This window comes from Arthrobacter sp. H35-D1 (assembly GCF_030063185.1).
Classification (GTDB): Bacteria; Actinomycetota; Actinomycetes; order Actinomycetales; family Micrococcaceae; genus Specibacter.
This window is the reverse complement of record NZ_JASISP010000001.1, coordinates 25,034-46,753: the sequence shown is the minus strand read 5'-3', so window position 1 is coordinate 46,753 and position 21,720 is coordinate 25,034. Positions and strand designations below refer to the sequence as shown.

Here is a 21,720-nt window from a genome sequence, read left to right as displayed (position 1 = left end):
GACATTGTTCGCCAGGGCCGGGATTCGCAGGCACGAAGCCGACGCCGCCGTGGCAGCCTTGGACATCCACGAACTTCCGACGGCGCGCGGCTGCACCTACGTGCTGGGAGCGAGGGACTTCGCTTGGGCACTCACGCTTGGCCAGGGAGCTGCAGAATCAACCGCCAAGATACTCGACAAGCTCGGGGTGTCCCGCGAAGAAATCCACGCCCTTGAATCCCAAACATTGCAGCTGCTCCAGGATGCCGGAGCCAATGGCACCCGGGACCCCCGGCAACTCAAGGACCAGTTGGGCCCCGCAGTGTGCAGGCTGGGGGAGGAGGGCAAGGAGAAGGGCGCCTCAACCACGCTGCCCACAGTGCTGGGACTGCTGCAGGCCGACGGCCGAATCCGCAGAGTCTCCGTCAACGGCAGGTTCGACCAGCAGCGGTATGCCTACACCGCCTGGGGGCTGCCAGCTGCCACGGAGTCGCCGGAGCAGGCGCGGGCCCAGCTGATGGAAAACCATTTGAGCTGGACCGGCGGCACCACGCTCAAGCAAACGCAGTGGTTCACTTCCTTCACCGTGGCCCAGACAAAGGCTGCGCTCGCAGCCGTCCACGCCGTGGAAGTCCGGATCGAGGGAATCGGGCCGGGGGAAGACGGGACTGCGGGAGTCGAGGCCGAGGATGCCCCCGGGCTGTGGATGCTGCCAGCGGATGTGGACGCGGCGGGCGATTTCGAGACTCCGCAGGAAGAACAAATCCAGCTCCTCGCCGGTTCGGACTCGTTGTTTTTGCTGCGGCGCAACGCAAGCGACCACTTTGCACAGGCGGACCGCGAGAACTTGCAGCTCAGCACGAAATATGTCCTCCAAGCCGACCTGCCGGACCATCCCATTGTGGATCGCGGGCGGATCATCGGCCTGTGGCAGTACGATCCCGGGCAGGAGCGCATTGCCCATTGGCTCTTTGGCGCCCCCACGGAGGCGGTGAAGCAGCGTATCCGGGAGGTCGAGGCTTTCATTGGCGAAGACCTGGGCGACTTCCGCTCCTTCAGCCTCGATTCGCCCTCGAGCGGGCAAAAGCGGATTGACGCGCTCAACCAGGCCGGCAGTTAGCGGTGGCCACCAAAAAAGTCCCGCAGCAATGCCGCGCACTCGTCCTCGCGGACGCCCGGAAACACCTCGACCCAGTGATTTAGCCGACGTTCGCGCAGCACGTCAAAGACTGATCCCGCCGCCCCTGCCTTCTCATCCCACGCCCCAAAAACGACGCGCGGCACCCTCGCCAGCACAATCGCCCCGGCACACATGGTGCACGGCTCCAACGTGACCACCAAGGTGCAATCCGCCAAGCGCCAGGAGCCCAAATTCGCCGCTGCTTCGCGGATCGCCACCACTTCCGCGTGGGCCGTGGGGTCCCCATGCGCCTCACGCTCGTTGCGCCCCACACCCAGGATCGCGCCGTCGGGCCCGAGGACGACGGCGCCAATGGGCACGTCCTCGGTCCGCAGGGCAAGCCGCGCCTGAGCCAGGGCAAGGCCCATCCACTCATGGTGGGAGGCTGATATTGGGACGGCGGGACTAGCTGTGGTGGGCACGGCTCAATGGTAGCTTTTATTCATGCGCGTACTGGTTGCGGATCATCCGCTGATTGCCCACAAATTGACTGTCCTGCGGGACAAAGACACCCCGTCGCCGGTGTTTCGCCAGCTCACCGAGGAATTGGTGACCCTGCTGGCGTACGAGGCGACCCGGGAAGTGCGGGTGGAGCCCGTCAACATTGAAACCCCCGTGACCTCCACAGTTGGCACCGGACTGGTCAAGCCCACACCGCTGGTGGTGCCGATCCTGCGCGCCGGCCTGGGCATGCTCGAGGGCATGACCCGCTTGCTGCCCACGGCTGAAGTGGGCTTTCTGGGCATGGCCCGCAACGAGGAAACGCTTGAGGCGATCACCTACGCCGAGCGCCTGCCCGAGGACCTGACCGGCCGGCAGGTTTATGTCCTCGACCCCATGCTGGCCACCGGAGGCACGCTGATCGAGGCCTTCAAGTTCCTGTTTGACCGCGGGGCAGCGGACATCACCTGCATCTGCCTGCTGGCAGCGCCGGAAGGCCTCGCGAAGCTGGAGGCAGCCCACGGCGGACGCGACAACGTGCACGTGGTGCTGGCCGCCATTGACGAGGGCTTGGATGAGAACGCGTACATTGTGCCGGGACTCGGCGATGCCGGCGACCGCCTGTACGGAGTGGTCGACTGAGCCTTTCCGGGGCGCTGACGTCGCTTGTAGTTGCGCCGACGCTGACGACGGGGCCAACTGGCGGCGACGGCGTATCTTTTCGGCCAGTTGGCGAGGTAGCCCCGTCTTCGGCGAAAACGGTGTTTGGATACCCCGTTCTCGGCGCGCACGGGCTCAGGCGTGGGCCCGTGCGCACGGTGGCCCCGTCGTCGCGCGCCCGTCGACGCGCGAAGGAAGGCCGGTGTCAGTCGCCGGAGCGTTCAAGCAGGGATCGCAGCGGCGTCCACCCGATGGGCAACGGCCCCTTGATGGCTGCCCGCTGTCTGTCGGCGTCGGCGGACCAGCCCTGTGTGGTGGTGGAACCCGGGGCAGCAACGGCTCCGCGGGCCACCCTGAATCCCACGTCTTCCAGGATCGCGTCCGGGGCGCTGCCACGGCGCACTGAGGCCCGGGCGCTCCACGAGGGATCGTCCCAGCCGGCACCGCGCAAGCTTCTGTAGTCCCCGTAGCGGGCCGTGTCGGCATAATCCCAGCACCATTCCCACACGTTCCCGATCATGTCGAACAAACCGAAGCTGTTGGCCGCTTTTCCTCCCACGGGTTGCGGACCTGCCACGTGATCGGCTGCCGTCCAGGCGATGTCCGCCAGCTCCCCGTATCTGGGGGTGGAGGTTCCCGCACGGGCAGCCCACTCCCATTCTGCTTCGGTGGGCAGCCGAAAGCCGTCGCTGCCTGGATGCCATGCAACGTTGCGGCCGCTGATTTGATACGCCGGTGCTGCACCGGCCAATGTTGAAGCGGCGTTGCACCAGCGGACAGCCTCGAACCATGTGACGGGGTTGATCGGCACGGTTTTGCCACGCTCGACGTCGTGCTGCGGGGTCTGGTGCTCCAGTGCCAGCCGCTCCGTGGCCAGCCGCTGCACGGCAAGCCATTGCGCGGAGGTGACTGCGGTCCGGCCCAGCTCGAAAGGCAGCAATCCGACGGTGCGAGTGGAAGCGCTGCGGGCGTCGCGCAGCTCGATGGTGCCGCCGGCAATGGCGTTCAACGAAGGAAGGTCGCCAGGCAGCAAGACGGGGTCAGGATTGTTCGACACGCGCCACCTCGACACGTGCTGCACGGCCGGGAACTTTAGTACCAGTTGACGGCGTTTGAGTGGCCCCAGGCGGCGCAAGGGGAACCGTAGCGCTCCTCGATGTAGCCCAGTCCCCAGATGATCTGGGTTTCGTAGTTGGTCTTCCAGTCGCCGGCGACGCTTGCCATTTTTTCTGCAGGCAGGGACTGGGCAATGCCGTAAGCGCCGCCGTTGGGGTTTTCGGCGGAGGTGAGCCATTCCGATTCGCGGTTCCACAGCTGGGTCAGGCAGCTCATCTCGCCTGCACCCCAGCCACGGGTGGCCAGTTCCGCGGAGGCAAAGGCTTGGGCGGCGGCGGGGTCGTCCACCACGACGGGGGCAGCAGCGGGTGCGGGAGCCTTGCTGGGCGCTGCACTGGGCGCTTCGCTGGGGGCGGCGATGGGCTCTACCTTGGCAGCCTGGGCCTTTGCAGCTGCGGAGGTGGGGGCGGCGGACGGCTTCGAGCTGACGTCCGCGCCCGGGAAAGTGATGGGTGCATCAAGCGGAGCCGAAACGGCAGGTGCCGAAGCGTGTCCCGGAGCTGCCAGCAGGTTGGCGCCATTCTGCGCCGAAGCGGTGGTTTCCTCTGATTGGGTCACTGCACCGGCGGCCACGAGCGCCCCGACAACGGCCACGGCCGCCATGCATTTGGCGGTGGTGGTGACACTTGACCTGCCCGCTGCCCTTGTCCCCTTGCCGGCTGCGGAGAGCGCAAAAAGTGACGGGCGGCTGACGTTTTCGGCACGGCGACGGCCGCGTTGGGGTGATGCAGACATGGGTGTGGCCTCTCTACGCCTGCGAGGTGAGCTGTCGGGAACGGACTAGAGAATCCGGCTACGCGGCGCAGGCAAAATGGCCTAAAGTGCTGCGTTGGCTTAACCCCAAGGGCTTCCAAGTGGAGGCCCGCAAAGATTGGTTCCCCCGTCTCTGCCACGGGAATGGAGGGAAATGGGCGGCGGCAGAGCTCGGCGAACCGTCCATCTGTGCCATGAACCGTTGGTGGCTCAGCAGGCACGTTTGCCAGCGTAACGGAAACGAGACCTTGTGTCACATTTTGGTAACGAGCTTTGTAGCAGGGTGAGCAAAACAACATTTACTTAGCAATGCTAACGATATAAAGTGAAAACCCGGTGCACACAAAACATACTTCCTAGGCAGCTGACCCTCGATGACTGACACTTCCCTGCAACGCACGACGCCGGACACCGGGTCGCCCACGCTGGTGGACCCTGCAACGGTGGAGCCCGCGCCGGTGGAGCCCGCGCCGGTGGAGCCCGCGCCGGTGGAGCCTGCGCCGGTGGAGCCTGCGCCGGTGGAGCCTGCGCCGGTGGAGCCTGCGCCGGTGGAGCCTGCAACAGAAGAGCCTGCGCTAGAGGTGGGGAAGTCTGCCGGGCTGCTTGGCAGGGCGGGCAGGGCCGGCAGGTCCATTGGCGCCGGACCCCTGGCCGCCGAACTGCGGGTGGCAGTGATGCGCACCTCGCGCCGGTTGCGGGCCGAAGCGGCGTCCACGGACATCAGCCCAGGGCAGTATTCAGTGCTGGCGGCCATCTTGGAAGGTCCCCGGACAGTGGGCCAATTGGCCGCCAGGGAACAGATCCAGGCCCCTTCCATGACGCGGATCGTCAACGCCTTGGCTGCCTCAGGGCTGGTGGGGCGCGGGGAGAACCCGCAGGACAAGCGACAGGTGCTGGTGAGCATCACGGAGTCCGGCTCCACCGCCCTCCTGCGCGCCCGGTCCAAGCGGACTGCGTGGCTGGCCCGGCAGGTGGCTGCACTCACGCCGCAAGAACGTGCCACGCTCCACGAGGCGGCCTTGATCCTGCAGGAGATGAGCGCCTAAGTGAATTCAATGTTTCGCGCCCTCAAGGTATTCAACTACAGGCTCTGGGTGACAGGAGCGCTGGTTTCCAACATCGGCACGTGGATGCAGCGGGTGGCCCAGGACTGGTTGGTGCTTACTGTCCTGACCCACAACTCGGGGACCGCCGCCGGCATTACCACCGGCCTGCAATTTTTGCCCATCGTGTTCCTTGGCCCCTACGCGGGACTGCTCGGGGACAGGGTCAACAAGCGCAAGCTGTTGCTCATCACGCAGACCGCCATGGGGTTTTGTGCGCTTTTGTTGGGAATCCTGGTCGTCACGGGGTCTGTACAACTGTGGCACGTGTATGCGTTGGCGCTCCTGCTCGGTGTTGCCAGTGCCTTTGATGCGCCGTCGCGGCAGGCCTTTGTCTCTGAAGTGGTTTCGAAGGAAGACGTGCCCAACGCCGTCGCCCTCAACAGTGCCTCCTTCAACCTGGCCCGCCTGGCCGGCCCGGGCGTGGCGGGGCTCGTCATTGCGATGGTGGGGACCGGCCCGGCTTTCCTGATCAACGCTGCAAGCTTTGCGGCCGTGATCTTCTCGCTGTGGAGGATGCGCACCAAGGAACTGTTCCCTGCCGTTCGGGTGCCGCGCGCCAAGGGGCAGATCCGCGAGGGGCTGGCGTACATCCGCCAGCGCCCGGACCTGATGATGATCATGGTCCTTGTATTCCTGGTGGGCACCTTCGGCATGAATTTCCAGATTACCAACGCACTCATGGCCACGACCGTGTTCCATTTGGGTCCGGGGGAGTACGGGCTGCTGGGCTCGGTCATGGCCGTTGGAACACTGGCCGCAGCCCTCATGGCTGCGCGGCGCAAGAACATGCGCATGCTGTACATCGTCGGCGGGGCGCTCGCGTTCGGCGTAACAGTGGCAATCGCAGCCTTCATGCCCAGCTATGTCCTGTACGCACTGGCCCTCGTGCCCGTGGGGGTCGCCTCGTTGACGTTCATGAACGCATGCAACACCACGGTGCAACTGAATACCGATGCGGCGATGCGTGGCCGGGTGCTCGCTGTTTACATGGTGGTCTTGCAGGGCGGCACTCCCATCGGCGCTCCGCTGGTGGGATGGATCGCCACTGAATTCGGCGCCCGCTGGTCCCTGGGCATGGGAGCCGTGGTGGCCATCCTGGCCGGCCTGGCAGCCTTGCTGCTGATGAACCGACGCAACAACGTCAGGCTGCGCGACCAGTTCAGGGGCCTGCGGCCGTCCTGGCGGGTGTTGGTCCCGCATCGCTCCGGAGCCTAAGGGCAGTCCCGCCGCAGTCGCCACGCCCCTCGGCCGCTCCACTCTCAGTTCTCTCGACGCCTGGACTCTTCGGCCGCTCGATGCCTCGAGCCATGGGCAGCTCGGTTGCGGCAGCAGACAAGCCCGGCCAGCCACCCCGGGAAGTCGACGATTGGTAAACTCCTGTTTACCTAGCGTGAAAAACTGGCAATTCTCTGGGTTCCCTCCATGAGTTGCCCAAGGAAGCTCAAGCGTGCATTGGCACGAGATGAATATTTTTGCTCGAAACGCGTATTTGATCAAATTAATGTCGGTAATAGCCGTGTCATTATTGATTATATTTGACACAAGCCGTCATTTGCCCGCAAAACGAGAGCAATGCAACAACGCGACGTTGGTCACAAATTAGCGCAGAATCCCACATGCTGGACGCTTTGGGCCTTTGTTACTTGCAAGTTCGCTTTGTTACGTAGCAAACTAGCCCATGTGAACAACCACTCAGTGAACTCTGCAGCCGCAGCACCGCTCCGTCTCGGAGCGACCGGACGGTTTCTTTGTGGTTGTCGAATGCAGGCCTAACTAACAACCCTGGTAGCCACGCACCGCCAGCACCCACGCAACGCGGGACAGGCACGCACCAGTTTTGGCCTCTGGGCCGGCCCTGGCACAGGGCAGCAAAGGTTCTGGAGTGCAGAACCAATGGAAGCATTCGCGCCGTTGAGTACGGCCATACACCTAGGTAGTTCAATGTCAGTAGCATCTGGATACGTCCACATTTCCGTACGCAACGCCGCCAAGGCCGTCGCCCGCAGCACAGGGACCGGTTCGCTGGCAGGCCCCGTTTCAACCGAGCAGCCCGGCTATTCCAGCTTCCGCCCCGAATCATCCAGCGCCGCCGACCGGCTGCGCGCCTACCCGGGAAGCGACAGCAATCCAATGACAGCACCCACCCCAGTGATTGCCGGCGGTGCCGAGAAACTGCGCGGCGTCAGCCCCGACAATCTCGCCCGCGGCTTTGTCCTCTATGTTGGCGTCGACGAAGACACCGCAGCGGCAGCCGGCACCTCGCTGGCCAAGCTGGCCCAGGACATCCGTGCCTACGCCCAAACCCTTGTCCCGCAGGCCCAGAGCTACGCCGCGGTGGCGATTGCGCCGTCGGACGCTGTTGGCACACCCCTGGACGTGGTCCGCTCAACGTTCGGCGACCCCACCGTGGCAGCGCGCCAGCGTCACGAAGCGGTGCGGATTCCGGTGGCCGAGCAACGCCCCTCCGGCGTGCTGATCGATCTGGCCCGCCGCGAAGTCCACCTCGACGGGGACACGCTGAACCTGACGTTCAAGGAATTCGAGCTGTTGAACTACCTTGTCGAAAACGGCACCCGCACCGTGGGCCGCGACGAACTCCTCGAAGGCCTGTGGTCCAACGCCGACGAGGTCCCCAACGAACGCACCATCGACGTCCACATCCGCCGCCTGCGCTCGAAGCTGGGCCGCCTGGCCAACACCGTGCGCACCGTCCGCGGCGAGGGTTACCGCTTCTACGAGCACCCCGAAGTGGTTGTCTGGGCGGCACCCGAATACTCCATCTGATCCCCACGCCCCAGCTCGGCAAGCACGACGGCGGACAGCTCACCTGGCGGGTGGGTGCTCCGCCGTCGTACTGCTTTAACGGTGGTTCCACTGACGCCTGGTTCAACTCGAGCACGGCTCAACTAAACTGTGGGAATGAGCGAACACCACATCAAGCGGCTGATTCTGATGCGCCATGCCAAGGCGGCCTTCCCGCTGGGCGTGGACGACCATGACAGGCCGTTGGCCCAGCGCGGACACAACGAAGCACCGCTGGCCGGCAAATGGCTCGTGGAAAACAACACGGTGCCTGATTTCATCCTGTGCTCCTCGGCGCTGCGCACCAGGCAGACCTGCACCTGGGTGTGCCAGCAGCTGGGCGAGAAGGCGCCCACTCCGAAGCTGGAGAGCGCGCTTTACGCAGCCGGTGCCACTTCGATGCTGTCGGTGGTGAACCACGTCCCCGAGACCGTCAACACGCTGATGGTCATCAGCCACATGCCCGGGGTCCAGTCCTTGGCGTTGCACCTGGCCGCCAGGGATTCGGACCAGGACGCCTACATGGACTTGGCCTCCGGTTTCCCCACCAGCGCCTTTGCCGTCTTTGAACACAGCGGGGACTGGGCAACCCTTGACGGACAGGACGCCCAGCTGACGAACTTTGTGGTGCCGCGCTAGTTTGCAACGCGGCTACGCTTCGATTTCGGGCATCAGCGTCTTGAGCGTCCACGTCTTCTTCGTGGCCACGGCAGCCCAGGCGAGCAGGAAGCCCAGCACCATGTAGCCCAGCAAACCCAACACAATGGGCACCAGCGGCGCCAGATCCGCTCCGTAGATGAGGTGTCGCATGCCTTCCACCACGTGGCCCATGGGCAGCACCTGATGCATGATGTGCAGCGGTTCCGGAATGGTCTGCCAGGGGAACGTTCCACCTGAAGAGACCAGCTGGAGCACCAGCAGGATCAGCACCACAAACTTTCCGGGGGTGCCCAACAACGCGACAATGCCCTGAATCAACGCGGTAAACGCCAGGGACGCCAACAACAGCAACCCCAGTGTCAGCCATGGATGGCTCGGCTCCAGGCCCAACCCAAACTTCACTACCGCGTACAGCAGCAACGCCTGGACGGTGGCCACGGTGGCAAAGGGCAGCCAACCGCCAATGGCAATCTTCCACGCCGGGGCATTGGAGGCCAGCGCCCGGACCGTGAGCGGGCGCATGACCTGGACCAGCATGAACGCGCCAATCCACAGGGCAAGAACCAGGAAGAACGGGGCCAGGCCCGAACCATAGTTCGCTGCCTGGGCCTGCGAAATCGACTCAACCCGGATGGGGTCGGCAATGACCCCGGCCGCGTTTTCCTTCTCCTTGTCATTGGGATCCGGAACCTGCCCTGCCCCCTTGCTCAACTGGGTGGACAGTTCGGTGGAGCCTGCCGATAGCTTGCCTGAGCCGTCCTTCAGGTCGCCGGTGCCGGTGTTGAGCTTCGCGGCTCCGCCGGCCAGCTGCGTGGCTCCGTTCAAGGCGCTCTCCTGCCCTGTGGCCAGCGTTGCCGCCCCGTCGTACAGTTCCCCGGCCCCGGCGTGGGCCTGCGAAATCGCCGCGGTGAGGGCCGGCGTCGCGCTTGCCAGCTTGGCGGCTCCGGCCGCGACCGCCGCTGAACCGTCGGCCAATTTTTGAATGTCGGCGGCATCGGTGGCGAGCTGGTCCTTCACGTCCGTGACGGCCGCACTGCTGGTGGCCGATTCCAGTGCAGAACGGATTTCCGCCGCCTGCTCGGTAGTGAGAACCTTGTCGGCAACCAGCGCGTCGAGCTGGCCGTCAATGGCCCCTGTGGCCGCATCGTCCAACTTCCCGGCCGTGCCGATCGCTTCCTGGACCTTGGTGTTCAAGGCAGCATTGCCTGCGGCCACGGCGGCTGCACCATCGGAGAGTGTCTTGGTGTCCGCCGGCAGGGTGGCGGTTTGAGTCTCCAACTGGTCCAGGCCCTTGTCCAGGGCGGCAGCGCCGGACTGCAGCGCCTTGGCCCCCGTCACCAGCTGCTGCTGTCCGGCGACCAGGGAATCGGACCCCTTGACCAGTTCGTCGGTTCCCGACTGCAACGTCCCCACCCCCTTGTCAAGGGCGGTGGCGCCGTCCGCCAACTGTTGCGCGCCGTCGGCCGCCTTCACCAGCTGGGCGTGGATGGTGCCATAGCCGGTCAGCAGCGAATTGGCTGTTTGCTCGCCCACCTGCTGTGCCACCGAAGCATGCACCTGCGTGGCAACCTTGTCCACGATGGAGGTCAGCAGGTAGTTGTTGGCGTCGTTGGTGGTCACGCTCATCATCGCTTGCGTGGCCGCGTCAAAGTTCTCCGGGGAGGCCAGATTGGCCGAAAAGTCCTTGGGAATGGTCAAAGCGAAAGCAAATTCCCCGGCCTTGACCCCGGCGTTGGCTTCCTCCGGCGTGTCCACCCGCTCCCAATCAAACTTGTGGCCGTCAATGAGGTTCTTGGCAACGTCGTCGCCAACCTGCAGCTTCTCGCCGTTCTTGGTGACGGCGCCCTGGTCCTGAACCACCACGGCGGCCTTGAGCTGGTCGAGGTTTCCGTAGGGATCCCAGTTGGCGTAGAGATACACGGCCCCGTAGAGCAGCGGGACCATCACCATGGCCACGATGGTGAGCTTGGGCAGGATCCCGCCCGTCATTCGCTTGAGTTCGGACAACGCCAACCGGAAGACTGTCATTTGCTTTCCTCCGCGGCCTCATCGGCGAGCGTTGCCGTGCTGGATGGGTTGGTGCTGGATGGGTTGGTGCTGGACACATCGGGGCTGGATGGATCGGTACTGGTTGGGGCGGGGTCGGATGGGGCGGGGCCGGGCAGATCGCCGGGGGGCGCTTCGTCGGTGGGGGCGGCCGGTTCGGTCGGTGGGGTGGTGCCGCCTTCGCTGGTTTCCGACGATCGGCCGCTGGCGGCCTCCCGTCTCCCTGACGCAGCAACAGATGACACCACCCCACCGCTGTCTTCCACGCTGTCTGCGCTGTTCGCGTTGCCGGCAACAATGGCCGGGCCCTCCCAACGATCCGGGAGCCGTCCCACCACGCCCACCACCAGCAGCTGCCGGGGCTGGGAGCCTGCAGCGATATGGGGGCCGAGCCCCAATTCCCCTGCAGCGGCCTGCTCCAACAGCGGAAGCCAAGCGTCGACGTCGGCCGTGTGGCGGTCCGGGGAGTCCACCACGAGCAGGTCGACGTCCCGGTCAGCCAGCGCCAGCTCAAGTTGGAGGTGCAGGAGCCGGGCCGGTGCAAGTTCGTCGATCCAGTTGTCCAGGATGTCCCGGAAACCGTGCGTGACAAGCCACTCCGTGGGGCGGGTCCGTTCACGGAACTTGGTCGGCACCAGCGCCAGGTCCTCCGAGGCTAGGGACTTGACGGTTAAATGGTATTCCGGAGCGTTGACATCGGGCGCATCAATAATCGCGCTGCTCCGGCGGAGGGAGGCCATGGAATCATTGTGGCCGAGCACCACTGTCCCGGTGGAAGGCTTCATGCGGCCCGTCAAGGCGAGGGCCAGCGCAGTGCGCCGCTCCTGCCCGTCGGCCTGAACCAGGAGGACCTCGGCCCGGTTCGCCTCCAAGGTGGTGGCAGGGAGCAGCGTGTGCCGCCTGCCGTCGATGTGCAACCGGTTCGTGCTGAGCATGGGAGGTGTTCCTTCGGCAGGGGGTGAGCAGCCTTAAAGTATCAGTGCGGGACATGCCATGCAAGAAATGAGCGCTTCCGCTCAACCATCCAGGGGAACCGTGCCCTCGCACAGAATCTGCGGGTCGGGGCGTGCATGGTTGTCGGCGTTGGGACAGGCGCCGGGGGCCTACAGCCGGATGTACGCCCAGTTCTCCCACTGGCGTTGGGCGAGGTGCAGGACGGCGGACGGGACGGTTCCGACCCCGGGCAGCAGGTTTTCCCTGTCCAGCGCCGCCGCTCGCATGCTGTTTTCACAGGCGAAGACCGCAATGCCAGCCTGCTGTGCGTCGAATACCGGGATTGAGAGACCGCCGTCCACAGCCAAGGCTGTGACTGCCTTCCCTTGAATGACAATTTCAATGGAGGCCGCGGGCAGGGCCGCTGCAGCGTTCAGGGCGCTGCGGAAAACACCGGCCACCTGCTCGCCGGTTACGCCGAAGCCATGAAAAACCAGGCCATTTCGTGTGTCATTCGCATCTTCATTCCCAGCTGTCATGGGAGCTTCCTTTCACGTGGGCCCCGTCCACGGGAACCCCTCAAGTTTGGCTGCTGCGTTCATTCGCAGCAGAGCGCCGATGGAGTCTACTGCCTGTAACCTTCAACTTCGCTGGCGGGGCGCACCTGCGCGTTGTCGGGACTTTCTCCTGCATGAATCTTTGCCTGCCGCTGGCGCAGCAGGTCCCAGCACTGGTCCAGCTGGACCTCGATTTTCTGCAGCTGGGCGGCACGCTCCGGCAGCTTGGTCTGGTCCGCAGTGGAATCCCGCAGGTCTTGTTCCGTCTTGACCAGTTCCGCGATCTTGTGGTGTATCTGTTGATCGTCCATTGCGCATCTCCCTGCCGTCGTGTGGTTCGCCTTGCGCCGTCGCTCTTGCGCCGTCCATCTTTACGTTAGTGCCATTTTGGCCCGTCGGCGAGGGGAGAATCGGCTACGAGGATTGCTTGGACAGCTTCGGGTCCGTCGGGTGCAAGCTCTTGCCACGGCAGCCGCGGCAGCCACTGCCGACCGGCAGGGGGCACGGTTGGTGCCAACTTCACCTGTTGGGAGGTCACCGCTATCAACAACTCCTCACTCGGTGAAGCAACCTTCACCCATGACGCTTCCGGGCGGATCATGGTGTGTAGAAGACCACGGTCATGCCCTCGTAGCCGGGCGCCACCTCGCCGTCTCGGGTGGGCTCCGGGGTGCCTGTGATGGCAAGGAAGCAGCGTCGTTGTTGGTATCGACCCACGTCGCGAAGTTGGTCATATCTAGGGCCAGGGTGGAGGTGTCCAGGTCGTGGTCCTTCACGATGCGGGCCGTGATGCGGGCGCTGACGTCCTCCAGGTGGGTGGGGGTGAGTTGATTCATCGCGTCCCAGAAGCGGCGGTGGCCCAGTTTCGCGGCACTGATGTTCGTGAAGCGAGGTCCGGCGGTGGTGGCCCACCAATCGGCGATTCGCGCTCTGGAACATGCGGCCACGACCCGGTTCAGTGCGGCGATGGCCAGGAACTGGCCCACGCTAATGCCCCTGACCGGGTCGGTACTGCCGAGGACGTCGTCGATGATCTGTGCGATGTCCAGGGATCCGAGCATGCCCCAGACGGCGGCGATGTCACCGAATGTGTGTGGGCGCTGCGCAGCGTGGTGCCGGACGCTTCGGCACTGGCGAGTTTGGCCAAAACCTCCTCGGAGGAGCCCAGATACGTCTGGGAGACGATGCGGGGTTTTCCATCGATGCGTGCCGATTCCACGGCGTACGGGCAGGTCTTGTTTCCCTGTTTCTTGGATACGACGGAAGTCATATATAGGAAATACATGATTTTCCGCGTGATCACACAACACAACGCCACGTTTCACCAGAAAACTCGGAAACTCCCGCTAGCAGTTACTCGTAACAATATGTACTATTATTATGAGTAACTCGATAAGTCATAAAAATAGGATGGCCGCTTTATGAGTACCAACTCATCCTCAACGCAGAGTGAGCACGGATGGCCCAGCCTCGATTGGGAACAGCAAGACTGGGTTCCGGCTACGGCTGGCTACGGAATGCAGCAATCTGCCACATACTCACGCTACAAATCGGCCCTGCCTAGCAATATTGCCGACGAAACACCTGTTCCTGACTCTGCAACGCTGATCCTCGCCGAAGAAGCGGTTTACGAATTGACGCGGTTTGACGCGGAACTCGGGCACAAAGTGGCAACTTTCGCACCCGTGCTACTGAGATCAGAGTCTGCTTCTTCCTCTCAGATAGAAAACCTGACGGCAAGTGCACGCGCCATCTTTAGCGCCGAACTGGGACTGAAGAAGAGCCGGAATGCAGAATTGATTGCCGCAAATACCGGGGCCATGACGGCTGCTTTGAAACTGGCAGGAAGTATTTCCTCAAATTCAATCCTCCAGATGCACGGCGCGCTGATGGAGAACCAAAGCATTCATCAGGCAGGCCAATGGAGAGATGAGCCGGTGTGGATCGGAACACGGAGCGATACACGCGTTGGTGCGGACTTCGTGGCACCCCAACACACCAGAGTGCCCGAACTTATCAATGATCTGGTCATTTTTTCATCACGAGTCGATGTTCCAGCGTTGGTCTCGGTGGCCGTGGGCCACGCACAATTTGAGACCATCCACCCGTTCACCGATGGCAACGGCAGAACAGGGCGTGCACTGGCGCAATCGATCCTGCGATTCCGTGGCGTCACCAGAAACGTGGCCATCCCCGTATCGGCAGGCTTACTGGCCGACATTGAGGGGTACCACCGCGCACTCACCGCATATCGAGAGGGCGAAGTCGCCCCAATTGTTCGTGCCTTTGCCAACGCGGCGTTGAGGGCTGTCACTAACACCCGCCAGTTGGTCCAGGACATTGAGACTATCCAAGAGTCTTGGACCCACCAGCTCATGGCGCGCAAGAACAGCAATGCCTGGCGAATGCTTGATGTCATTGCCCGACGACCCGTGATTGACTCCGCTACAGTGGCGTTGGAGCTTGGGGTGGCGCAACCTAACGTATACCCGCCGCTGAAGGCTCTGGTCGAGGCCGGAATTCTCCAGTCAAAGGCAGAGCACAGGCTTGGACCTTTCTGGCGAAATGACGAAATCCTGAACGCCATCGATGCCTTTGCCAAACGGGCTGGCCGCCGGGCGAAGTCCTAGCCCATAGTCGCGCTTGTAGGGCGTGATGGCGGGGCCAGCCGCGCGGATTGACCCTACAGGCCTTAGAACGTCGGCCAGGAAGGGCCACCAGAAAAACCCGCTACATCTGTACTAGAACTCAAGAACTCAAGAACTCAAGAACTCAAGAGCTCAAGAGCTCAAGAGCTCAAGAGCTCAAGAGCTCAAGAGCTCAAGAGCTCAAGAGCTCAAGAGCTCAAGAGCTCAAAGGTCAACTCATCCGCGCTGCAGCGACCGTGGCAGACGGCCTAGGTGAGGTCCTCGGCGTCGTACTTGGAAAAACGATCAGGCGAAGGATGGCTGATCGGAACACCACACCTACCCGCCGGTAAGATCTTGACCTACGAAATTTTCGACTACCATGTGACGCGCTCGGGTCAGCGACTCTTTCCTTTGATGAGTCTGGCCGTCCCACCCGGGTTGACACGGTGGATGGTTCCGCGGAACTGATCACCTACGACGCGGCCGGGAACTCGGTGGAAATCCTCGACGGCGAAGGCTCACTGACACTGTTGGGCCGGGACGTGGCAGGGAAAATCACCTCGATCACCTCACCCACCGGTGCCGTGACCTAGTATGAACACGATGAGTGCGGGCGGCCCTGGAAAACCCGTGACCACCGTGGGGTGGCGTGCTGCCCGCCCCACCAAGCAAACAGACCCCTGGGTTGTCCTGGGTACCGGGATCATCCCCATGGGGCAAGACTAGCGCACCGCAAGTTGCCTTCCGAGACCCTGCGGCAGCGGCAACAACATCCATTTGTTTGCCAAGGCTTACCAAGTCACCAGCGGGTGGGGCTCCGACGGTTGGGGGCGGACCTGCGTCGGCGCGAAAGCGCGGGGTTTCCCTTGACTGCGATGGACCATGCACCGAGCGCCAGCGCCGCGGCAATCAGAGCGTCGAAGAGCACTAGATCCGCACCGGCACCCGTGAACGCGTTGACCATCCCCATAACCACAAAGACTGCTGCCGCTGCGGCCACGCACAAAGAAAGAATCATCGCCCAAAGGGGCAAGTTCCTCAGTTCCTTCACAATCGCCAACTCCTCGGGAATAGCGCGAATGAAATAGTGTTCTACATCATACGCTGGTCAGTTTCCCTGCCGCTGGCGGCGAAGGCCACAACCCGGCATCACCGCGTCCGGCGCGTTAGTCGGTGAGTGCCGCCTTGAACCATCCGGTGATGGTGGCCGGGTGGGTGATGGCCGTGCCGACCACCACGGCAAAGGCGCCGGCATCCAGGGCTGCGCGGGCCTGGGCGGGGGAGTGGATGCGGCCCTCGGCGATCAGCGGCCTGCCGAGCTTGGCGTCGGCGATGGCGGCAATGAGTTCAAGGTCCGGGCCGTCGGTCTTGGGGCGTTCGCCCGTGTAACCGGCCAAGGTGGTGCCAATGAGGTCGGCACCTGCCTCGACGGCGGCCACCGCGTCCTCGAGCGAGCCGCAGTCCGCCATGACGAGGGAGTTGGAGTTTTCGTGGACCCCGGCAATGGTCTCGGCCAGAGTCAGTCCGTCGGGGCGTGGGCGCCGGGTGCCGTCAATGGCAACAATCTGGGCACCTGCGCTGGCACAGGCCAAGGCGTGGCGCAGCGTGGGGGTGATGAAGACGCCGTCGTGCCCGTCCTTCCACAACCCGATGACGGGAACCTCCACGGCGGCGCGCGCAAACTGGATGTCGGCGATGCCCTGCACCCGGATGGCTGCGGCCCCGCCGGTCACGGCCGACGCCGCCACCTGGGCCATGGTGCGCGGGTCGCGCATCGGCTCGCCGGGGTACGCCTGGGCGGACACCACAAGCTGGCCGGCAAGCTCGTCAAGATTGGTCAATTTCAGCGTCACGGTGACTCCTAGGGAAAGAATTGGAACTACTTTAGCGGGCAAGGACCAGGGAGGCTGCGCCCAAAATTGCGGCCGTGTTGCCCAGCGTTGCCCTGACCACCGACACCGAGGCCAGCGGGGCGAGCAATTCGGCGCGCAGGGCCGGCACCATGGTGTCCCACCATAGCTCGCCGGCATCCGCCAAGCCGCCGGAAACCACGACGACGGCAGGGTCGAGGATGTTGATGAGACCGCCCACTGCCTGCCCGGCGGCGGCGGCTGCCGTGGAGATGACGTGCAGGGCCAGCTCATCGCCGGCCCTGGCCGAGGCAAAGACGGCTTTTGTGTCTTCCAAAGCGGCGCTGCCGCCGCCACGCAGGTAGGCGGCGTGGATGGCGGGTCCGGAGGCGATGGCCTCGACGTGCCCGGCATGGCCGCAGGAGCACGGCAGGGGAGTGCCGCGATCCACGGCGTAGGGGGAGGCGAAGTGGCCCACGTGCCCGCCCACAAAGTGATGGCCCAGCAGCGGTTGCCCGTTGAGCACAAAACTGCCGCCCACACCGGTGCCAAAGGCTGTCATCAGTACGGAGTCCTTGCCTGCGCCGGCGCCCTGAGCGGCTTCACCGAGAGCGTGGGCATGGACATCATTGACGACGGCGCAGCGAAGTCCCAGCCTGTCGCCCAGTCCCGCGGCAATGGCAGTTCCGGTCCAACCCAGGATGGCGTCGGTGGCGGAAATGACGGTGCCTTCGGTGGCGTTGATGACGCCGGCGGAGCCAACGCCTACAGCGTCAACGACGGCACCCATGGCGGCGGCACGTTCAACGAGCGAGCGAACCAGCGCGGCTGTGGCGTCAAGGATGGCTTCCCCGCCGTCGCGGTTGAGGGTGGGAATCAGTTCGGTGAACAGCACCGAGCGGTCCTCTGCCACGACACCGGCAGCGGTCTTCGTTCCGCCAAGATCAACACCTACTACGTACCGCATGCACATTCCTTCAAAGCAGTGGAGAGAAGATAAAGCAGAAAGCCAAGCTTCCATTCCGCTGTCCGGACCAGATGATGGGCCAGACAACGGCAAAGCAGCTTGGAGCGGGTGGGTGGGCCCACGCGCCCGAGGGGCCCCAACCGAATTCGCGCCAGCGGATTCAGTTGGGGAGGGTGTGGGGACTAGATCAAGCCGGTGCGCTCAAGGATAACCTTGATGGCTGCCGTCTCGTCCTCGTCGAGGGAGAGCATGGGGGTGCTCATGACGTTGGTCTTGATGACGCCCATGAGCATCAGTGCGGTCTTGAACGCGCCCAGGCCCGCGGCGTTTCCGGACACCCGGCCGGCCTTGGGGGTGTAGACGATGTTGAAGACGTCGGCGATGCGGTCCTGCTCTGCAGCAGCACCGGCCCAGTCGCCTGCGACCGTGAGGTCGTACAGGCGGCGGTACGCTGCCGGGTCAACGTTGCCAAGGCCAGGAACAATGCCTTGGGCGCCACCGAGCATGGCACCGTCAACAACCACTTCGTGGCCGGTGAAGATGTCAAAGTTCGGGATGTCGCGGGCGGCGATCAGCAGTTGGCGGAAGGAAACGTCGTCGCCCGAGGAGTCCTTGACACCGGCAATGACGCCTTCGCGGCCCAGCTCGACGAGCAGGTCCGTGGGCATCTTGAAGTGGGTGCGCACGGGAACGTCGTAGGCGAAGACCGGGACGTCCACGGAGGCGGCGATAGCACGGAAGTGGCGGCCGTTCTCCTCGGCGTTGCTGATGGCGTAGTACTGGCTGGTGGCCACGATGGCGTCGGCGCCGAGGGAGACCATGCGAGCGGCTTCCTCCAGCACGCGGTTGGTGGTCTGTTCAACAGCACCAACGAGCAGCGGGACCTGTCCGGCGTTGACGCCGGCAATGGTGGTCATGACGGTGTCGCGCTCGGTGTTGGTCAGGTGCGTGACTTCGCCGGAGGAACCGTTGACGAACAAGCCGGAGACGCCGCCGTCGATCAGGTGGCGGGTCAGGTTCTCCAAGGAGGGGACGTCGATGGCGCCATCGGCGGTGCGGGGGGTGCAGACGGGCGGGATGACGCCCTGGAAACGAGAAGCGACGGTAGTCACGTGAATTACTCCAAAATTGTGTTGATAAATAGGGAAAACAGGGGGTTTTAGTGGTGAAGGAGGGAGGGCGCGGCGCCCAGGAGCTTCTTCGTGTAGTCGTTGGCCGGGTTCTCGAAGATCTGGGCCGCGGGGCCCTCTTCAACAATCTGGCCGAAGTACATGACGGCGATGCGGTCTGAAACGTATCGCACCGTCTGGATGTCGTGGCTGATGAAGACCATGCCCAGGTTCAGTTCCTTCTTCAGGTCCGAGAGCAGGTTCAGCACCTGGGCACGGACCGAAACATCCAGTGCGGAGGTCGGTTCGTCGGCCACGATGATGTCCGGGCCAAGGGCCAGTGCGCGGGCAATGGCGACGCGCTGGCGCTGACCACCGGACACTTGCGACGGCGTGACCTCGGCTGCCGACTGCGGCAAACCAACCAGGGAGAGCAGCTCCGCGACCTTGGCCAGGCGCGAGGCCTTGTTGCCAATGCCGTGGATGGCCAGGGGATCAACCAGAATGTCTTGGATGGTCATGCGCGGGTTCAGTGCCGTGGAGGGGTCTTGGAAGACCACTGCCACGGAACGGCCGAAATCCTTGCGCATCGCTGCGTTGCGCTTGATGGCCGGCTTGCCACGGAACAACACTTCCCCGGATGTGGGCGTCTGCAGGCCAACCAGCACCGAGGCCAGCGTGGACTTGCCACAGCCGGATTCACCCACAATGCCCACGGTTTCCCCGCGGCTGATGGAGAAGTCCACGCCGTTGACGGCCTTGACATAGCTGGGGTGGAACAGCCCGCCGGAACGGGTCCGGTGGTGGACATGCAAGTCCTTGAGTTCAATAACAGGGGTTGCGCCGTGTCCGGCAGCTTCTACCGTCAGCTTGCTCATGAGGCACCTTCCGTTTCTGCCCCGGCGGAAACCGGCTGGGCATCGTCGAGCTTGTGGCTGGCCCAGAAGTGCTCGCCCGAGACGCCATCGCCCGAGACGCCATCGCTCGAGACGGGGACAAACGCCAATTTCTGGTTCGGGTCGGCGTCGGGACGCTGGGAGCGACCGGCAAACCTGTCGCCGGAGGCAAACTCACGGGGTGAAGGAACCGTTCCGGGGATCTGGTGCAACCGGGCGGCGTCGGACTCAATGGAGAGCACGGCGCCCAGCAGGCCACGAGTGTATTCGTGGGTGGGGTTTGCCAGCAGTGCCGAAGCCTGTGCGGATTCCACCACCTGGCCGGCGTACATGACGGTGATCTTGTGCGCCAGCGAGGCCACCAAGGCGAGGTCGTGGCTGACGAAGACCATGGCAAAGCCAAGCTGCTCGCGCAGTTCGTTCAGCAGGTCCACAACCTGTTTCTGGACTGTCACATCCAGGGCGGTGGTGGGCTCGTCGGCAACCACAATCTTCGGTGAACGCGAGAGCGCCATGGCGATCAGCACGCGCTGGCGCTGGCCGCCGGACAGCTCGTGCGGGTAGCTCTTGAGCGTGCGCACGGGATCCAGCTTCACCAGTTCAAGCAGTTCCGCCGGTGTCTTGCGTCCATTGCGGCGGGTCAGCTGCAACATCTGGTCCTTGATCAGCATGGACGGGTTGAGCGAGCTCAACGCATCCTGGTAGACCATGGCGATCTGTTCGCCACGCAGACCTTGGTAGGCCTTCTCGGAGCTGTTCTTGGCGACCGGATCCAGCAGTTCCTTGCCGTCGAACTTGATGGAACCGGTGACTTCCGCCGTCTTGGGCAGCAGGCCCATGACAGCCAGTGAAGTGATGGACTTGCCGCAACCGGACTCGCCCACCAAGCCCATGGTTTCACCCTCACGGACGGTGAAGGAGACACGGTCCACGATGGCGGTCTGGTCGTACCGTCCGGGGAAGCGGATCGAGAGGTCCTTGACTTCGAGGATCACACGGGCGTTCGCACCTACTTGGGGCAACCGGTCGCTGCGTGAGAGCTCCACTTCCTGGAGCCGGAGCAGTTCCACATCCAGGGCCGCGAAGGGGTCTTCGACGGCTGCGCGGGCAGCGGCATCAGCCTTGGCGAGCGCCACAGCGGCAGCTGCCGAACCGTCGTCGTCCTTCACTGGAGCAGCTTTCTTGATGCGCGGGTTGACCATGGCATCGGTGAGGCCTTCAGCCAGGATGTTCAGTGCGAGCACCGTCAGCAGGATGACGAGACCGGCAAAGGTGGTTGCCCACCAGCCGCCGGACAGCACCAGGTTGCGCCCGTAGGAGATGACGTTGCCCCAGCTGGGATCGGGATCCTGAATACCGGCGCCGAGGAAGGAAAGGGAAGCTTCCAGGATGATGGCGTCGGCCACCATGACCGTGGCGAACACCAGCACGGGGGCGGCGGTGTTGCGCACAATGTGCTTGATCATGATGTAGGCGCGGCCTGCGCCGATCACACGCTCGGCGCGGACGTAGTCCTCACCGTACTGGGACAGGACGTTGGCACGCACCACGCGGGCAAGCTGCGGGGTGTAAATGATGGCGATCGCGATGATGATCGTGGGGACCGAGTTGCCGAAAGCCGTCAGCAGCACCGCGGCCAGGGCGATGCCGGGGAAGGCCATCAGGACGTCCATGACACGCATGATGGTCTCATTGACGGCCTTGGACGACGTCGCAGCCAGCGCGCCGAGGGTGGCGCCGAGGAGGATGGCCAGGGCCACCGAGCCGAGGCCGATCATCAGCGATGCCTGGGCCCCGTACATCAGGCGGGACAGGACATCGCGGCCAATGCGGTCGGTGCCGAACCAGTGTTCGGAGCTGGGCGCCTGGGCCGGATCGCCGGTGTTGAGCGGATCGTACGGAGAGATCCAGGGAGCCAGAATGGCAACAATGGCGATGAAGAGCAGGAAGAGCAGGGACAGTTTGGAACCCAGCGACAGGGCCTTGAAGCGCAGGCCCGGGGCGCTGAGTCGTTCGGCAAGTTTGCTGCGCATGA

The 21,720-nt window shown here is 63.9% G+C and carries 23 protein-coding genes and 1 riboswitch; of the genes, 9 read left to right on the top strand and 14 right to left on the bottom strand.

Translation table 11 applies throughout. The annotated features are described in order from the left end of the window. Window positions 1-4 precede the first annotated feature (4 nt). Window positions 5-1,099: a DNA glycosylase AlkZ-like family protein gene (locus tag QMG25_RS00215; protein ID WP_283456136.1), complete on the top strand. Its 1,095-nt coding sequence runs from the start codon at window positions 5-7 to the stop codon at window positions 1,097-1,099. On the opposite strand, the gene tadA is transcribed toward QMG25_RS00215, so the two are convergent. Then, on the bottom strand, window positions 1,096-1,581 hold the full coding sequence (tadA, locus tag QMG25_RS00210) for a tRNA adenosine(34) deaminase TadA (protein WP_283456134.1): 486 nt from the start codon (window positions 1,579-1,581) through the stop codon (window positions 1,096-1,098). The genes QMG25_RS00215 and tadA overlap by 4 nt on opposite strands. Before the next feature lie 22 nt (window positions 1,582-1,603). On the opposite strand from tadA, the gene upp reads away from it, so the two are divergent. Further along, window positions 1,604-2,242, top strand: coding sequence for a uracil phosphoribosyltransferase (upp, locus tag QMG25_RS00205; protein ID WP_283456132.1), 639 nt, complete (start codon window positions 1,604-1,606; stop codon window positions 2,240-2,242). A gap of 223 nt (window positions 2,243-2,465) precedes the next feature. Here the strand turns inward: upp and QMG25_RS00200 are convergent, their stop codons facing one another. Together QMG25_RS00200 and QMG25_RS00195 are read right to left on the bottom strand one after the other, a co-directional pair. Next, on the bottom strand, window positions 2,466-3,317 hold the full coding sequence (locus QMG25_RS00200; RefSeq protein ID WP_283456130.1) for a formylglycine-generating enzyme family protein: 852 nt from the start codon (window positions 3,315-3,317) through the stop codon (window positions 2,466-2,468). 35 nt (window positions 3,318-3,352) lie between these two features. Then, window positions 3,353-4,111, bottom strand: a complete 759-nt coding sequence (locus tag QMG25_RS00195; RefSeq protein WP_283456128.1) for an aggregation-promoting factor C-terminal-like domain-containing protein — start codon at window positions 4,109-4,111, stop codon at window positions 3,353-3,355. Between the two features lie 4 nt (window positions 4,112-4,115). Next, a riboswitch (cyclic di-AMP (ydaO/yuaA leader) is annotated at window positions 4,116-4,300 on the bottom strand. Window positions 4,301-4,503: 203 nt separating this feature from the next. On the opposite strand from QMG25_RS00195, the gene QMG25_RS20410 reads away from it, so the two are divergent. The 4 genes from QMG25_RS20410 (at window position 4,504) to QMG25_RS00175 (ending at window position 8,676) form a co-directional block, all read left to right on the top strand. Beyond that, window positions 4,504-5,175: a MarR family winged helix-turn-helix transcriptional regulator gene (locus tag QMG25_RS20410; protein ID WP_349307094.1), complete on the top strand. Its 672-nt coding sequence runs from the start codon at window positions 4,504-4,506 to the stop codon at window positions 5,173-5,175. Window positions 5,176-5,184: 9 nt separating this feature from the next. Beyond that, a complete protein-coding gene (locus QMG25_RS00185; protein ID WP_283457325.1) occupies window positions 5,185-6,450 on the top strand; it encodes an MFS transporter in 1,266 nt (421 codons plus the stop codon). 726 nt (window positions 6,451-7,176) lie between these two features. Then, window positions 7,177-8,019: a winged helix-turn-helix domain-containing protein gene (locus QMG25_RS00180; RefSeq protein ID WP_283456126.1), complete on the top strand. Its 843-nt coding sequence runs from the start codon at window positions 7,177-7,179 to the stop codon at window positions 8,017-8,019. 135 nt (window positions 8,020-8,154) lie between these two features. Then, window positions 8,155-8,676, top strand: a complete 522-nt coding sequence (locus QMG25_RS00175; protein WP_283456125.1) for a SixA phosphatase family protein — start codon at window positions 8,155-8,157, stop codon at window positions 8,674-8,676. Window positions 8,677-8,688: 12 nt separating this feature from the next. On the opposite strand, the gene QMG25_RS00170 is transcribed toward QMG25_RS00175, so the two are convergent. From QMG25_RS00170 to QMG25_RS00150, 5 genes are all read right to left on the bottom strand, one after another. After that, window positions 8,689-10,725, bottom strand: coding sequence for a YhgE/Pip family protein (locus QMG25_RS00170; protein ID WP_283456123.1), 2,037 nt, complete (start codon window positions 10,723-10,725; stop codon window positions 8,689-8,691). Continuing rightward, window positions 10,722-11,678, bottom strand: coding sequence for an ABC transporter ATP-binding protein (locus QMG25_RS00165; RefSeq protein ID WP_283456121.1), 957 nt, complete (start codon window positions 11,676-11,678; stop codon window positions 10,722-10,724). Before QMG25_RS00165 ends, QMG25_RS00170 begins: the two co-directional genes overlap by 4 nt. A gap of 168 nt (window positions 11,679-11,846) precedes the next feature. Then, a complete protein-coding gene (locus tag QMG25_RS00160; RefSeq protein ID WP_283456117.1) occupies window positions 11,847-12,215 on the bottom strand; it encodes a DsrE family protein in 369 nt (122 codons plus the stop codon). A gap of 86 nt (window positions 12,216-12,301) precedes the next feature. Continuing rightward, entirely contained in the window at window positions 12,302-12,544 is a 243-nt protein-coding gene (locus QMG25_RS00155) for a DUF2630 family protein (protein ID WP_283456115.1), read from the bottom strand. A gap of 309 nt (window positions 12,545-12,853) precedes the next feature. Beyond that, window positions 12,854-13,294, bottom strand: a complete 441-nt coding sequence (locus QMG25_RS00150) for a hypothetical protein (RefSeq protein WP_283456113.1) — start codon at window positions 13,292-13,294, stop codon at window positions 12,854-12,856. A gap of 456 nt (window positions 13,295-13,750) precedes the next feature. On the opposite strand from QMG25_RS00150, the gene QMG25_RS00145 reads away from it, so the two are divergent. The 3 genes from QMG25_RS00145 (at window position 13,751) to QMG25_RS00135 (ending at window position 15,589) form a co-directional block, all read left to right on the top strand. Beyond that, the gene (locus QMG25_RS00145) at window positions 13,751-14,863 is read left to right on the top strand and encodes a Fic family protein (protein ID WP_283456111.1); all 1,113 of its coding nucleotides are present in this window, start codon (window positions 13,751-13,753) and stop codon (window positions 14,861-14,863) included. A gap of 446 nt (window positions 14,864-15,309) precedes the next feature. Continuing rightward, window positions 15,310-15,456: a hypothetical protein gene (locus QMG25_RS00140; RefSeq protein WP_502866314.1), complete on the top strand. Its 147-nt coding sequence runs from the start codon at window positions 15,310-15,312 to the stop codon at window positions 15,454-15,456. Window positions 15,457-15,466: 10 nt separating this feature from the next. Further along, the gene (locus QMG25_RS00135) at window positions 15,467-15,589 is read left to right on the top strand and encodes a hypothetical protein (RefSeq protein ID WP_283456109.1); all 123 of its coding nucleotides are present in this window, start codon (window positions 15,467-15,469) and stop codon (window positions 15,587-15,589) included. A gap of 73 nt (window positions 15,590-15,662) precedes the next feature. Here the strand turns inward: QMG25_RS00135 and QMG25_RS00130 are convergent, their stop codons facing one another. The 6 genes from QMG25_RS00130 to QMG25_RS00105 all read right to left on the bottom strand — a co-directional run bounded on the left by QMG25_RS00130 (window position 15,663) and on the right by QMG25_RS00105 (window position 21,718). Continuing rightward, window positions 15,663-15,914: a hypothetical protein gene (locus QMG25_RS00130; RefSeq protein ID WP_283456107.1), complete on the bottom strand. Its 252-nt coding sequence runs from the start codon at window positions 15,912-15,914 to the stop codon at window positions 15,663-15,665. Window positions 15,915-16,029: 115 nt separating this feature from the next. Beyond that, window positions 16,030-16,716, bottom strand: coding sequence for an N-acetylmannosamine-6-phosphate 2-epimerase (locus QMG25_RS00125; protein ID WP_283456105.1), 687 nt, complete (start codon window positions 16,714-16,716; stop codon window positions 16,030-16,032). Between the two features lie 31 nt (window positions 16,717-16,747). Next, complete coding sequence (locus QMG25_RS00120; RefSeq protein ID WP_283456103.1) at window positions 16,748-17,680, bottom strand: ROK family protein; 933 nt, start codon at window positions 17,678-17,680, stop codon at window positions 16,748-16,750. 182 nt (window positions 17,681-17,862) lie between these two features. Then, window positions 17,863-18,792: a dihydrodipicolinate synthase family protein gene (locus QMG25_RS00115; RefSeq protein WP_283456101.1), complete on the bottom strand. Its 930-nt coding sequence runs from the start codon at window positions 18,790-18,792 to the stop codon at window positions 17,863-17,865. A gap of 47 nt (window positions 18,793-18,839) precedes the next feature. After that, window positions 18,840-19,667, bottom strand: a complete 828-nt coding sequence (locus tag QMG25_RS00110; RefSeq protein ID WP_283456099.1) for an ATP-binding cassette domain-containing protein — start codon at window positions 19,665-19,667, stop codon at window positions 18,840-18,842. Beyond that, window positions 19,664-21,718, bottom strand: coding sequence for a dipeptide/oligopeptide/nickel ABC transporter permease/ATP-binding protein (locus QMG25_RS00105; protein WP_283456097.1), 2,055 nt, complete (start codon window positions 21,716-21,718; stop codon window positions 19,664-19,666). Before QMG25_RS00105 ends, QMG25_RS00110 begins: the two co-directional genes overlap by 4 nt. Window positions 21,719-21,720: the final 2 nt, after the last annotated feature.